Annotated in this window: 12 protein-coding genes; all 12 read left to right on the top strand. The window is 55.0% G+C overall.

The window, feature by feature from the left end; all coding sequences use genetic code 11:
* The first annotated feature begins 154 nt into the window (after window positions 1–154).
* The 12 genes from P1S59_08325 (at window position 155) to P1S59_08270 (ending at window position 14199) form a co-directional block, all read left to right on the top strand.
* Window positions 155–1054: a hypothetical protein gene (locus tag P1S59_08325; GenBank protein ID MDF1526257.1), complete on the top strand. Its 900-nt coding sequence runs from the start codon at window positions 155–157 to the stop codon at window positions 1052–1054.
* A 337-nt stretch (window positions 1055–1391) separates the two neighbouring features.
* The gene (locus tag P1S59_08320) at window positions 1392–3314 is read left to right on the top strand and encodes a NosD domain-containing protein (protein ID MDF1526256.1); all 1923 of its coding nucleotides are present in this window, start codon (window positions 1392–1394) and stop codon (window positions 3312–3314) included.
* Window positions 3311–5728: a hypothetical protein gene (locus P1S59_08315; GenBank protein MDF1526255.1), complete on the top strand. Its 2418-nt coding sequence runs from the start codon at window positions 3311–3313 to the stop codon at window positions 5726–5728. The genes P1S59_08320 and P1S59_08315 overlap by 4 nt, the downstream gene beginning before the upstream one ends.
* Before the next feature lie 121 nt (window positions 5729–5849).
* Window positions 5850–6896 carry a carboxypeptidase-like regulatory domain-containing protein gene (locus P1S59_08310; GenBank protein MDF1526254.1) on the top strand — a complete coding sequence of 349 codons (1047 nt, stop codon included), beginning with the start codon at window positions 5850–5852 and terminating at the stop codon, window positions 6894–6896.
* 330 nt (window positions 6897–7226) lie between these two features.
* A complete protein-coding gene (locus tag P1S59_08305) occupies window positions 7227–8321 on the top strand; it encodes a carboxypeptidase-like regulatory domain-containing protein (protein MDF1526253.1) in 1095 nt (364 codons plus the stop codon).
* On the top strand, window positions 8318–9736 hold the full coding sequence (locus tag P1S59_08300) for a right-handed parallel beta-helix repeat-containing protein (GenBank protein ID MDF1526252.1): 1419 nt from the start codon (window positions 8318–8320) through the stop codon (window positions 9734–9736). Before P1S59_08305 ends, P1S59_08300 begins: the two co-directional genes overlap by 4 nt.
* On the top strand, window positions 9711–10817 hold the full coding sequence (locus P1S59_08295; protein MDF1526251.1) for a hypothetical protein: 1107 nt from the start codon (window positions 9711–9713) through the stop codon (window positions 10815–10817). Before P1S59_08300 ends, P1S59_08295 begins: the two co-directional genes overlap by 26 nt.
* On the top strand, window positions 10814–11674 hold the full coding sequence (locus tag P1S59_08290; GenBank protein ID MDF1526250.1) for a right-handed parallel beta-helix repeat-containing protein: 861 nt from the start codon (window positions 10814–10816) through the stop codon (window positions 11672–11674). Before P1S59_08295 ends, P1S59_08290 begins: the two co-directional genes overlap by 4 nt.
* A 110-nt stretch (window positions 11675–11784) precedes the next feature.
* On the top strand, window positions 11785–12399 hold the full coding sequence (locus P1S59_08285) for a glycine betaine ABC transporter substrate-binding protein (GenBank protein MDF1526249.1): 615 nt from the start codon (window positions 11785–11787) through the stop codon (window positions 12397–12399).
* The gene (locus P1S59_08280; GenBank protein MDF1526248.1) at window positions 12396–13328 is read left to right on the top strand and encodes a DUF362 domain-containing protein; all 933 of its coding nucleotides are present in this window, start codon (window positions 12396–12398) and stop codon (window positions 13326–13328) included. The genes P1S59_08285 and P1S59_08280 overlap by 4 nt, the downstream gene beginning before the upstream one ends.
* A 266-nt stretch (window positions 13329–13594) precedes the next feature.
* Complete coding sequence (locus P1S59_08275) at window positions 13595–13795, top strand: type II toxin-antitoxin system VapB family antitoxin (protein ID MDF1526247.1); 201 nt, start codon at window positions 13595–13597, stop codon at window positions 13793–13795.
* Window positions 13792–14199, top strand: coding sequence for a PIN domain nuclease (locus P1S59_08270; GenBank protein ID MDF1526246.1), 408 nt, complete (start codon window positions 13792–13794; stop codon window positions 14197–14199). Before P1S59_08275 ends, P1S59_08270 begins: the two co-directional genes overlap by 4 nt.
* Window positions 14200–14488: the final 289 nt, after the last annotated feature.

Here is a 14488-nt window from a genome sequence, read left to right as displayed (position 1 = left end):
ATACATGAATAATTCGAGAGCCCTATTACTATTACCATTGCTATTTGTGGTCTTTTCCTGCACCACGACGCCCGAAGTGACTTCAAACACTTTTACGCTCACCGGAATAACTCGATATCAAGGAAAGAGCCTGCCATCTGGCGAGGTGATCCTCATGAGAGCCGAACCCGGAGGAGTTGTATACAAGACTGCAATCAGGCAGGACGGCGCTTTTGACATCGATCTGCCCCCAGGTCCATACTTCCTGATGGGATGGAGCTCCGATCCCTTTTCCGGTAAAAAACTTTTCGCCTTCTATACCAATAACCCTGTTCGGGTTCATGGGGACTTGAAGGATCCTGTGGTCCTCCCCTTTGTGGAATCCACTGATCCACCAGCAGTTGTCCCCGGGGAAGGGATACGGGGTAGGGTTCTTCTGGAGGGGAAACCGGTTCCGGGAGCCGTTGTGGCCGCTTTTCTGGACGCCCGCGATGAATTCCATGGATTACCCTATGCAGAGAGTGATCCATCCGATGACAGCGGTAAGTTTATTCTCACCGTGCCGCCCGGAAGATACTTTATTCTGGCGAGATCGAAGGCCGGAAGGGACTCCTACCAGGGACCTTTGCTGAAAGGTGATCTGGCCGGTTTTTATTCTTACAGTCCGATTATTCTTCGCACCGGAGAAGGGCTTGTCCTGGATATACCTATGCTCATGGTGAACCGGCCCCGTGGTGAAGGGTCTCTTGCCCACGGCGAATCGATCATCGTTCAGGGTAAGGTAAGGACCGTAACGGGGGAGTCCGCCATCGGTGTTCGGGTCGTTCTGTACAGTATCCCCGAGATGTTGGGCAGGCCCGCGTTTATCTCATCACCTGCCGGGGAGGACGGTACCTACCGGCTTGAAGTTTCCAGGAGCGGAAAATTTTATGCCGCTGCCAGATCTGTGATCGGCAGACCTCCGGAGACGGGGGAACTCATGGGTTTTTACGACGGTACCGGGGACCACTCCCTGACTCTTCAATGGGGGGACAGGGTGGAGGGGGTGGATATAGTTGTGAAAGAGGTTTGGTAGGAGCAGAATGCAGAACGCACCCTTCGACAAGCTCAGGGCAGGGGAATGTTGAAAAAGATCAGTACGGGAGTATGGAGGTGGTGAGCAGGTGAGTAACACTGTGTCATTCCGGAAATCATGCCTACAGCGTGATTATCCGGAATCCAGTTTGTGGTTTGAAGTTTGAGGTTGGACGTTTAGAGTTTGAAATGGATTCCGGGTCCTTGTTTCACTTGGCCCGGAATGACAAAAGACTGAAACCTGAAATTCGAGCGAAGTAAGCAAGAGAGCATATGAGACCTGAGATCGCTTCACGCAAGCTATGGTTCGCGATGACAAGGGAGTGCTTACCTGAGATATGAGATTTGAGATCTTAAAGAATATTACTGAGTACCGGCTCCCGGGTACTGGCTCCTGCTTTGTGGCCCTATTCCTTCTGCTTTTTGCCTGTTCCAGCCTTCAGGTGAAGCAGCAGGGCATGTCTATTAACACCATTCCCCCCGAGATCCATCAGGACACAACTGTCTCCGGTACCATCCGGGTGAAGGGTGAGGTAAAAGTCTTTCCCAAAGCCACCTTGACGGTCAAGCCCGGTACCCGTTTCCTCTTCGAGCCCTTTGATCCCGATGGGGACGGCGTCAACGATTCACGACTGATCATCGAAGGGGTGCTTATTGCCCGGGGTGATCCGGACGCGCCCATATACTTTTCCAGCGCAGCGTCACAGCCGGAACCGGGAGACTGGCTTGAGCTGAGAATGGATCACAGCGAGGGCAGTGTCCTGGAATACTGCATCCTGGAGCATTCCCGATACGGCCTGCATGTTCATTTCAGCTCAGGATATGTCATGAATTCGGTTTTTCGGGACAATATAGACGGGACACGCTTCGGCAACAGCAGCTTTGAGTTTATTTTTAACCTGATCCGGGGGAATGAAGGTAAGGGGATAAACCTGAGAGACTCCAGGATAAACATCGCGGATAACCGGATTGAAAATAATGGTCACGGGATTTTCCTTTTCGAAAATGCAGGAGGCTCGAATATCGGGTTTAACCTGTTTGAGGGAAATGAGAGATCGGATATCAGGTTCGGCGACTTCTACGAAGGAGAACCGCCGGCAACGATGGGGAACCGGAGGGAGGATGGCGTTTCTCTCCAGGTCGAAGGGTTTCAGGGTGAGATCGATCCTGGGAAGGCCATTGAAGGCTTTCCCTGGTCCCAATGGACACCGGGTCCCATGGTTTGGCAACACAGTGCAAAGGAGATATGGAGGAAACGTGTCGGATCCTTCATTGATGCGGCACCTGTTTTTAAGGAACCCGATCATGAGAAGATCGCTGTGCTCAGCTGGGAGGAGGGGTTGCTGGTTCTGGAAACGGAAACCGGGGCTGAAGTTGCCCGTGTTTCCATACCCGATGTAACCGATGCTACACCTGAATTCATTGATGGTGTTTTATATTTTCCATCATGGGATAGAGCAGTACGGGCGGTTGATATGGATTCAGGCGAGATCCTGACTACCGTTGAATGGGCCCCTTCCATGGTGGATGATCACAGGCAGGCATCTCCTGTGGGAAGCTGGACGGGCCAGATCTATATGGGGCTATGGAACGGCGACTTCAGGGGGCTGGATACAGCAAAAATGGAATGGACGTGGAGCGTTCCCCTGGACGGTCCTGTCAGGGGGGCGGCAGCCCTGGCCCAGGATTTCCTGTGGGTCGGTACAGACGCAGGTTCCCTATTCAAGGTGAGCCGCGAAGGAGAAGTTCTCAAGCATCTTGACCTGGGTAGTCCTGTCAGGGCTGCACCCGCCTTTATCGGCGAGGATGGTTTGGTTGCGGTGACCTGGGACGGGGTTCTTTACCGCCTGAAAGAGGGGCTGATCTCATGGCGTCGAAAGCTCTCCGGGTCGGGGACCTATGGCGCTCCAGTTGTGCTGCGGCATCATCATGATCAGATAATGGTGGGAGACGGGAGCGGGACTGTTTCCTCCTTCACAGGGAGCGGCGCTCTGATGTGGAGCCTGGATATGGGTTCCGCTGTCCACGTCGTCAGTGGACCGGCCTATGGTCTGATGCTGGCCGGTACTGAGAGCAACGGAGTCGGTATCTTTACCGGTACCGGAAGGTTCCTGGGAACTCTTGAATCTCGGGGAGCAGTTCACGGCATAGCTTTTTTTGGCAGAGAAAATGACGCTCTTGTTGTTTATGGTGCCAGGGATGGTGTTGTGCGTGCCTTTAGCCTGACCTTGTCGAAAATACGGTGGGAGATCCCCGAGTGAACCCTCATCGCCGCCTCGGCGCCGCCATTTTCCTCCTGAGCTTCGGTGTCCTTTTGTATGAACTGACCCTCACGAGGTTGTTCTCGGTGCTCATGTGGTACCATTTCGCCTCCCTGTCCATCGCCGCGGCTCTCCTGGGGTTCGCGCTGGGGGGTGTACTGGTACACCTGAGGCCCTCTCTGGTGCCGGAGCGGGATTTTCCGTCCGGCCTGATCCCGTGGACGACCCTGTTCGGCGTTTCGGCGGCGGTGCCCTTCCTCATTCTGGGAATTGCACGTCTTAAACCGGACATCCTGTTTCCGCTCCTGAGTTTTTTCCATCAGCCTTATTTTCAGCCATTTCGCCAGGTGCCTCCGGGTCCCGATATGGCGGCCGTTCTTTCCATGGTTGTACTGTACACGGTCATCACAGTGCCTTTCACCGCTGCCGGGATCGTCCTGGCAGGACTTTTTCTGCGGCTTGGCGACCGCCGGATAGGAGCCATTTACGCGGCGGACCTTGCGGGGGCAGCTGCGGGTTGTGTGATCTTCGTACCCGGACTGCAGGTGCTGGGGGCACCTTCACTATTGCTCATTGCAGGTGTGGGGGCCTTTGGTGCGGTGGCCATCCTGTCAAAAAAAACCGGGAGGTACATAGCGGTGGCCCTGGTCCTGGTGACGGCCGCCCTGGCTCTATACAACGGTCCCGGTGACCGGCTGGTCCGGCTTCAGTATGCCAGGGGCCAGTACGAACCTGACATCCGTTATTCAGCCTGGAACGCCCTTTCCAGGGTGGTCGTCTATCCTCTCAGCCGCTGGGAGGCTGAACAGTCCTGGGGGATCAGCCGCCGGTACACGGGGGCCCAGCCGGGCAACATGGGAATGCTGGTGGACGATGCCGGATACACACCCATTATTGAAAACCGTGATGGGGATCCATCTCCTGAATGGGCTCCGTGGCACATTATTTCTCTTGGCCCGCACCTCAGGCCCGGGGCCGACACCCTCATTATTGGTCCTGGCGGCGGTAGAGACATTCTCGCGATCCTCGGCACCCGAGCCAGTCAGGTCACGGCCATTGAACTTAACCCCCTAATCGTTCAGGCCGCTGATGAGACCTTCCGTCAATATTCCGGAGGGCCTTACTCTTTGCCAGGGGTGAAGGTTATCATTGGAGAGGGACGATCCGAGTTGGCGCGGCTTGGAAAGCGATTTGATGTCATCCAGGCCTCTTCTGTTTTCGGGGAGATCAGCCCCTCTGCGGGCGCTTTCAGCCTGAGCGCCAACTTCCTCTATACCAGTGAGGCTTTTAAAGAGTACTGGGATCACCTTACAGATGACGGGATTTTGTCACTTACACGGTCGGTTTTCGGTCTCCGGGCCCTTCGCCTGGTGTCCCTTGCCAGGGACCTGTTGATAGACCAGGGCGCAGTTAACCCGGAAGAATCCATCGCTGTGATCAGGGAACGTGGGCTGGCCACGGTCCTTGTGAGTCGCCGCGGTTTCACTTCCTTCGATATTAAAGAGCTTCATCGATTGACCTTGGAACGCGGATTTACCATCGAGTACCTGCCCGGCATGGTGACTGAGGGACGTTTCGGTGATGTGGTAAGGGGTATTGATATCACCGCCGGGCGCTTCGATCTTTCGCCCCCTACCGACGACAGGCCGTTTTTCTACAACAACGTCCCCAAGTCAAGGTTTTTCAACGTCTTTTTCAAGCCAACGGAAAGAGGTGAGAGGCACATTGTCGTGCTTCGGACCATGGCGCTGCTCCTGGCGCTGCCTCTTCTGGCCCTCCTGCTGCTCCCTTTTTTACAAGGAAAAGGGGCCCGTAAACAACATGAACTGCCTGTGTGGAGGGCCTCCATCTACTTTGCCGGCATAGGGCTGGGCTACATTATCGTGGAACTTGTCATGATGCACCGGCTGGCGCTTTTTCTTGGAAACCCCACCTATTCCCTCACGGTTGTTCTGGCCGCTCTTCTGCTATCTTCGGCCGCAGGCAGCTTCTGGGCGGGGAAAAAGGGTACCCACGTAGAGACCATGCTGACCCGATTACAGGTGGCACTGTTCTTGCTCATTCCAGGTATATGGATGTTGTCGGGCGCCCTGTCGCCATCCTTAAACCTTTCAACCGGTTTGAGGGTGCTGATCTCGGTTCTGATAATGGTGCCCCCCGGATTCGTGATGGGGATATTCCTTCCCGTAGGCCTGTCCTACCTTTCCCGGAACGGTAGATCATTCGTTCCGTGGGCATGGGCTGTGAACGGGGCCGCTTCGGTGGCAGGTTCCCTCGGATCCATTGTCATGGCCATGAACTTTGGCTACTCCAGGGCGTTGGTCCTGGGCGTCCTGTGTTATGCCCTTACCTTTCCTCTTATCCGGTCTCTGGGCCGGGAGGGGGAGGCTGCACGAAAGGAGGTCGACCTGTGAAGAAAATGCGTTACATCAGGCCCACACTGGTGGGCAGCAGCAGCGTACACCCGTGCTGAGGGAGGCGGGAGGGCGACCTCCCGCCTTATTCAAAATGACTATACGTCCTTTGCTGTTTTTTATGTTTTTGACCCTCTTTTTTCCCGGTCTGACCTTCGGGGCAGGGGGCGGTGTGGAAGGAGCGGTTGAGTATCGCGGTGAGATCGTACCCGGCGTATATGTGGAGCTTTTCGACACACGTAAGCCCAATTCCGATGCTGTCGGATCCACGAACACCGGTTCGGACGGCCGGTTCAACCTTTCCCTCCCGCCGGGTTCCTACCGGGTGACCGCCAGGAAACGGCCGGAAGGTCCCGGGTCGGGGGGGATGCTGTTTGGTTCCACCGGGAAAAGTCCTCTTGAAGTGGGCCGGGATGTGCTTCAAGTTTCCCCTATCCAGCTCAGAGATATGGGTGTAGGGGCGGGTATGGCCGGTGATATCCCGGTGTCTGGATCTGTTCACGGACCCGAGGGGCCCCTGGCCGGCGCCTACGTCTATTTCTACCCCGATGGCACCAGGCGGGGACCAGGGTATCTGGGCCGTGCGAGGGCTGGAGAAAATGGTCGATTTACAGCCGGTCTCGCGCCGGGGGCCTACACGGTAACGGTTCGCTTCGAGGCATCTGGTGATGGTATTGGCGGTAACGGTATGGGCAGTGACGGTATGGGTACGGTGAGCATCGGGGATCTGGTGGGGGATTATCGGTCCAACCCCATTCAGGTGGGGAACGCACCTGTGGAAATGGGGCAGATCCAGCTTCGCTCAGTAGACCCGCGCATGTGGGAGGAAAAGCAGTGGGCCAATGTGCAGGGAGATTTTTTAGTTACGGGACTGGTGGTGGGCGAGGACCGCTCTCCCATGGCAGGTGCCTATGTTTTTCTTTACGATGACCGCAGGATGGTTGGAAAGCCGGTATCAATTTCAGCTCCCACCGGGGAGGACGGGAGATACAACGTCTCCATCTCACAGCCGGGGGAGTATTATATCGGCGCGCGCACCAGGTTCGGGGGACCGGTGGAACCCGGTGAGTTTATGGGAGCATGGGACGAAAAAGGTCCACGGCCCGTGACCCTTAAGGAGGGCACGACCTCGGCCACCTGCGATATAGTAGTGAGGGAAGTATGGTAATGGTTTCCATAATGCATAGGGCAACAGCATCCTGGAAACCAGTGTCTAGAGTCTGGGGTCTAGGGTCTGGCAAGAACTTAATCCAGAACGGAGAATGCATAACGCAGAACGCAGGAGAAGAGCAAATTCTGCCTGATCGCGAAGTCCGCGAAGAAAGATCGTTTTAAATTTGATGTTTGATGTTGGAAGTTGAATGAGCTTTTGTCATTGCGAGGAGTCACGCCGTTGGCGTGAGCGAGGGTGACGCGGCAATCTCAGAACCGGGATCGCTTCATCACGCCAGCGGCGTGATTCGCGATGACTAGCGAGTGCTTATTTGAGATATGAGATATGAGATCTGAGATAAAGAAAGTTACTGGCTCCGGGCTCCCGGCTCCCGGCTTCTGGGTTGGGTTCCTATGCCTTATACTTGCCAGCCCTCCGTCAACCCTGGCCGGTTCAGATTCCGGCATATACGGCCGCGTTGCCTACAGAGGTGAACTGGTTCCGGGGGTCATCGTCAGCGCCTATTCCGACGGGGATAGTGAGTATCTCGCGAACCCTGTGGCGGTTTCAGATCCCGTTGCCACCGATGGCACCTACCGGCTTTCCCTTCCCCCTGGGCAGTACACACTGGTAGCGAGGAGTTCTGCATCTGGGAACCTTCGTCCGGATGCCCGACCTGATACAGGTGACTATTACTGCTACTACAGCGGCAGTCCCGTCATTGTCATTGCGGGCAGCTGGACCCCTGTAGGGTTCAACCTGGTTAAAACCGCGGTTGAAGAACGTATCCCGGACTCGAAAACCTCCATTGAGGGGATTGTTTCCTACCGTGACGAACCTCTGGAAAAGCTTTACCTCACTCTTTACGATGAGGCTCTGGAGGGTTTCAGAGGCCCCGGAATGGCCACCATCCCTGTGGGCAAGGGCGGTCGCTTCCGGGTGTCGGTAAAGCCCGGGAAATACTTTGTCATAGCAAGGAAGAGGAACCGGGGAGGGATGTACGGCCCCATGGAGATCGGGGATTATTTTAACTACTACCCGGGAAACCCGGTGATGGTGAGCGATGGTGAAAAGGTCCGCATCCGGCTTGAGACGGTGACCCGTGTGAGCCAGTTGGAAGAGGGAGAGGCGCCCACGCCAACGATTCAGGGAACTGTGGTGGATGCTGACGGGAACCCCGTGCCCGGGCTGAGAGTCTTTGCCTACAGGTCCGGGGAAGTCACGGGCCGTCCTTTATATTTTTCAAAGCCCAGCAATTCAACTGGTCAGTATTCTCTCCTTGTGCCCGTAAGCGGTGATTTCACTCTCGTGGCCAAGGAACGGTTCGGGGGGCCGGCGGCTGAAGGTGAGTTTACCGGCCGCACGGATGATCTGCACCTGCCCCCTGAGCGGGGCATGGAAAAGATCGTCATCGTAGTTAAAAAGGAGATCCTGCCATGACCCTGTCAGGGATCAAAGGAGCGTTCTTTTTTCTCGTGGTGTTGCTGCTGCCGGTGACAGCTCTTTCGGCATTGGGCCAGGAAATTGTTCCAGAAGTGATCACCGGTGAACTGATTCTCACTGGGCAGCATCTCATGGAAAAAAGTGTCACCGTGGCCAAAGAGGGCGTTCTCGTCCTCAAGGCGGGGGCCCGACTCCGGGCCGCTCCGGATACCTCCCTCACCGTTCAGGGCACCCTTCGGGTCGATGGGAGTAAAGATAAGCCGGTGGAGATGTCATCACCTGATGGGGCTGTCTGGAAAGGGATCACCATGCTTTCCGGCGCCCGGGGTGAGATCACAAATGGGCGTATCCTGAGAGCCCAAAAGGGGATAAGTATTCTGGCCGCCCGTCTGGAAGTATCGGAGACCACGATATCCGGTTCCGAAACAGCTATTCACCTCGTCAGAGAGGCTGTGGCTGAGATAAAAGGGGTTCGTTTCACCAATAACAAGGTGGGTCTGGCAGCGGAGATGAGGTCCACTGGCGAGATCTCCGGATGTATTTTCAAGGACAACAATGTGGGTCTTGGTATCGCTTCGGGGGGTACGCCCACGGTGAAAGGGAACCGTTTTGTTGGAAACGGTCTTGGGATCCAGGTCCTGCAGAGGTATCCCGGGAAGATCGAAGGGAACATCTTCGAGGGCAACAAGGCGGGGATCAGGCTCTACCAGAACGGACCCGACACGATCGTAGAGCGGAACCGGTTCGTAAACAATGCCGATGCTGCGGTTCTGGCGCTGTCCTACACATCCCCTGTGATAAGGAACAACTACATGACGGCCGGCAAGTACGGCATCTATGCCAACCAGTTTTCCTCTCCCACTATTGCGGATAATATGATCCGGAAGATGGAGGAGGCCGTGCACCTTAACAAGAAGAACCTCTCCCAGATCAAAGGCAATGTAGTCGCTGATTCCGTGATCGGGATATTCTGCGACTTTTCTTCCTATCCCCTCATCAGGGGTAACCTTTTTTCCGATAACGGTGCGCATCTGAAACTGGGCAAGTTCCAGTCATCCAACTGGGAATCCAGGGCTGGATCCAAGAACTTTGTACTGGAAACAGCGGCCCGGCAGAATAGCCGCAACCCCAGGCTCGGCCAGGGGCCCATGGAGTTTCCCGAGGCGGTGGACGCCACCGGGAACTGGTGGGATAAAAAAACCCTCCGGGAGATGATGGAAAAGGGTGCGGATGCCGACATCTCCACCCTGTACGATGGTCACGATCTGCCCGAGGTGACCTACGAAGGTTTCGGTGAGGAAAGTTACCGCCTTGACAAGGTCCTCTATCTCCCCGCCCTTGAAACGGAACCTGAAGCTGCCGGCCTCAAAGGCTGGAAAGGGACGGATGATGAACTGTTGCCCGTTCTATAACGCCGGCGCCTGCAGAGGGGTTGCGGCTCTCCTCATGGCGGTTCTTGTTTTTACCGGACCCGCTCCCGGGTGGGCCGCGGCAGGTACTGTTGAAATCCGCCCTGGAGTCGATGGGCGCCTTGTGCGAGGAGAAGAGCAAGTTGCCGGGGGCCTGGTGTCAGCGTACCAGACCATCGACTTTTCTGGTGAACCGGCGGCTGTATCGCCTCCGTCGGGTCCCGATGGGAAGTACAGCCTGGATCTTAAACCCGGGACCTACTACCTTGCTGCATCGGCAGGGGATATGTGGACGTGGTGTGGACAGAACCCGGTTTCCGTGGCCCCAGGCGAAAGACCATGGATCGGTTTTGATCTTGCCCCATGGTCCGACCCGGTGGTTCATTCCACTGGTGAACAGAGCATGGAGGGGACGATCCTGGGTAAAGTTCTCAGGGACGGCAAGCCCCTTGAGGATGTCACGGTGTCCCTTTATTTTGATGAAAGCGACGGGTTCAGGGGTATGGGGTTCATGCGGACACCTCCCACCGGCGCCGACGGGATCTTCAGGATGGATATGGTCCCGGAAGGACGTTATTTCCTGATAGCCCGAAAACGTGATTCAGGCAAAGGTGTCGGGCCCATGATGAAGGGCGATCTCATATCCTGGTACCGGTTCAACCCCATCAGGGTTGAGGATGGCAAGGAGTTGGAGATCGTCCTTCCCATGGTGGTAAAGCGCCTGGATAGGGATATCCATGGGACCAGGATGGCGGGGGCCCGCCCGGGTTTTGAAGGGGTCGTTATGGACAGGGAGGGCCGTCCGGTCCAGGGCGTACATGTATTCGCCTATCTGGAACCGGAAATGGGTCACCACAAACCGGCTGCCCTGTCCACGATCACGGATGAACAGGGAAGGTACCAATTATTTCTGCCGGAGGCTGGCAAGTATTACGTCGGTGCCCGTCATGGATACGGTGACAACCCGGCACCTGGTGAAATGTTCGGTTATTATGAAGGCACCCCCGATCACAGCCTGAATGTCGAATCCAACCGGCTTCTCGAAGAGATCGGAATAACTGTATACAGGGTCCTGGTCCCGTGAAGCATAACCTTGTCTACGGTCTGATGCTGTTGGTCATTGCAGCGGGGGTCATTCCTGGCCGGGGAATTGCCGGTGAGGAGACACCTATCCAGCAGGTTATCAGGCAGAAGGAAACCTGGAGAAAAGAAGTCAAGGTGGACGGGATCGTCATCGTAGCCAAAGGGGGAATCCTTAACATCGCTCCTGGCACCAGGGTGGTTTTCTCTGTGCGGGACGATGACGGTGACGGGATCGGTGACAGCGAGCTCCGGGTCGAGGGCAGCCTGGAGGTAACTGGTACCGAAAAAGTTCCTGTTATTTTTACCTCGGCTGCGGCCGAGCCTGGGCCAGCTGATTGGAAATATATCATGATCAATCACGCTGACAGCGCCAGCGTCAGCAACGCTGTTGTGGAGTACGCCTACAGCGGGATCCAGGTTCACTACACCCGCGGCTCTTTCTCCGGACTTGTGTCGCGGCACAACGTGGACGGGTTCCGGTTTTCCACAGCACCGGTTACCCTGGAAAACAGTTTGCTGACGAAAAACGTCAACGGCATACGGTTCGAGGAGCGGGGAGCGGGCGCTGTCATCCGAAATAATGACATCACACGTAACCGAATCGGTGTTTTCGCCGTAATCAAGTGCGAAGGTCTTACAACCTTTGGAAACAACAGCATTGCCGGCAACAGCGATTACGCCGTCAAGATGGGCATGGAGCAAAGGGACGACATCCCCATGAAGGGAAACTGGTGGGGGGGGGCTGACCCGGAACAGATCAGGGAGTTCTTCTTCGATGGAAAGTTCGAACCGGGACTGGGACGTGTATTGTTCGAACCGTTTCTTACTGATAGACCGAATATGGTTCAAACTCCGTGACGCGGCAATCTCATCCTGAGATCGCTTTGGCACAGTATATTGCCTCGCGATGACAACAACAGAAGCATCTTGAAATTTGAAAGCTGGAACTACGAAAATGAGGATACGTTATGCAGAATATTAATAAACAGATACGGGTCATTTTATTACTTGTGGTAGTAATTGCTGTGGCATTACCCTCCTTTTCGGCCCAAGCCTGTGTTGGCCGAAAACTGGTCCTCGGGTCTGTGGAGGCAGACAGGCCTGCAATGGTGACCCGGATCCTCTCCATCCTGATCCACGATCGCACCGGGACTACGGTGGAAGTGAAGTTTTTCCCCGACCAGATAAAACTGCTTGAGGCGGTAAAGAAAGGCAAAGTGGATCTTTACGTGGATTACGTGGAAAGTGCCGTAGACCGCCTTGAGGTAGAGGTGTCCTCAGCAGAAGCCGCCGACAGGTTTAAAGCTGTCAAGCGGCGGTTCGAGGAAGAGCTGAACCTCATCTGGCTAAAGCCCATGGGGTACTCCGGGCTGGATGGCAATGGCAGATCACTGGGGCCGGCCTCTACCGTCGTTCACAAGGAAACCCTCAAGAAGTTCCCGGCCCTGCCCCGGCTTCTGGAAAAGATCGGGACCAGAGTGGTACTGGACGATGGACGTCTGGACAGTCTCGTGGGTAAATCCCGCTCCGAAAAACGGGCGAAGGTGGCGCGCAACTACCTGAAAGAGGTAAAACTCATATGAACCGGGGGAAGGGGTGTCTCACCAGACGGCAGTTCATAAAGGGTTCCCTGATCCTCCTTGCTGCTCCAGGGTCCGTGATCCCGACATCCGTTGGCCGTGCTGCCGTAAATTTCCCGGGTCCTGTCTCAACAATCTCCTTGTCCGAAGGTGGTGACCCCTATGCAACTACGGTTTCATGCATCGAGGGGTTGGGCGGGATGTCCGCCTTCGTGAGCAGGGGTGACAGTGTCCTGCTTAAGCCCAATATTGGATGGGACAGGCGGGTGGAGCAAGGAGCCAACACACACCCGGAGGTCGTGCGAGCTATAGGTGAGATGTGTCTCGAGGCGGGAGCGGCTAAAGTCGTCATCCTGGACCGGCCATGCAATGACGCCAGGCGCACCTATCGTACCAGCGGGATCCAGGACATGGTGAAGGGCCTTTCCGATGGGCGCATCAGCCTGGAATTTGTCCGTGATAACCGTTTCCTCACGACTGATATTCCCTGGGGAATCGTTATAAAGAAGTGGCCCCTGTACGAGGAGGCCCTGAAGGCGGATATCATCATTAACATTCCTGTAGCAAAGCATCACAGTATCAGCCGCCTCACCCTGGGCATGAAAAACCTCATGGGGCTCATGGGGGGGAACCGGGGGTCTTTCCACTCGGGAATAGGGCAGAAGCTGGCAGATCTGACCTCAGCCCTTGATCCGGGGCTGACCGTTCTGGACGCTACCAGGATCATGGTGAGGAACGGGCCTACCGGAGGCCGACTCGAAGATGTCAAGGTCCTCAACCGGGTCGCGGCAGGCAGGGACCCGGTAGCCATAGATGCCTACGGGGCGACTCTTTTCGGCATTACCCCCGGTGATCTTTCCTTCGTTACGGCTGCCTACAAGATGGGGTTGGGCGAGATGGATCTGAAAAAGGTACAGCTTATTGAAACCTGAGGCGATGAAAGCTTTAACGCAGAGGGCCGCAGAGGAAGGCTTTTGAACCTGGGGAAAGCACGGTTGCTATAAATGCGATGGTTTCACCACGGAGCAAATCTGAGAAAGTCTGAGAAGGGCTCAAACCTCTACTTGCGTAATACACATAAATTTAATATATTTGGTGTATAGATTTGTGGTTTGTATCGAAGAGCAAAAAGCCGATAACGGACTTTTTGTGACCCTATCAAAATCCAATAAGTTAAGTGGAAAGGGGGATAGGACGTATGTTAAGGACAAATATCGAACTTGACGAAAAGCTGGTCGATGAGGCCATGCAGCTTACCGACAAAAAGACCAAAAAGGAGCTTGTAAATTACGCCCTCCAGGAACTCGTAAGTGGTTTGAAGAGGAAAAAAATTCTCGAGCTCGAAGGCAAGGTAGAATGGACGGGTAGCCTTAGTGAAATGAGAAAAAGCAGGTCATGATACTTGTGGACACCAGTGTGTGGGTGGATTTCCTCAAGGGCGCTAATTCACCTCATCGCCGGATATTACACAACCTCATAAAAGAAGATGCGGATATCTCCATTACAGATATCATCCTCACGGAAATTCTTCAGGGGATAAAGAACGACAGGGATTTTAAGAGCGCCAAAGATTATCTTCTCGAGTTTCCGATATACGTGCCGCGAGGTATCGAAACATATATCATGGCAGCTCAACTCTACCGGGATTGCAGGAAAAAAGGAAAAACAGTCAGGAAAACGGTGGACTGTATTATCGCCGCGGTCTGTATTGAAAACGGGTTGATGCTGCTTCACAAGGATGCGGACTTTGATTTCATTGAGGCGTGTACAACTCTCAGGATTTATAACAAATTTGGAGATTAAAGCTTAAGGGATGAAGGGGATAAATGGGATAAGGAATCCCCATACTTGTCCGCTGTCATTCCGGGCAGAGCGACAGCGATGACCCGGAATCCAGCATTTAATTGATGGAAGCTTAACCGCAGGGTACGCAGCGCGGCCACTTGAAGGCCGCATCGCAGGGTAAAATCCAGGAACTTGGGGTAAGCCAGGGTTACTATACAAGCGATGTTTTCCACCACAGATGGGATGAAGTAGGCCGGTACCACCTGTCAACGGGATGCTAAAATAGCTCCCAACTTTTAACGGGGTC

Source organism: bacterium, from assembly GCA_029210965.1.
GTDB lineage: Bacteria > BMS3Abin14 > BMS3Abin14 > BMS3Abin14 > BMS3Abin14 > JALHUC01.
Note: the sequence above shows the minus strand (reverse complement) of the source record. Positions and strands in the feature narration are given on the sequence as shown.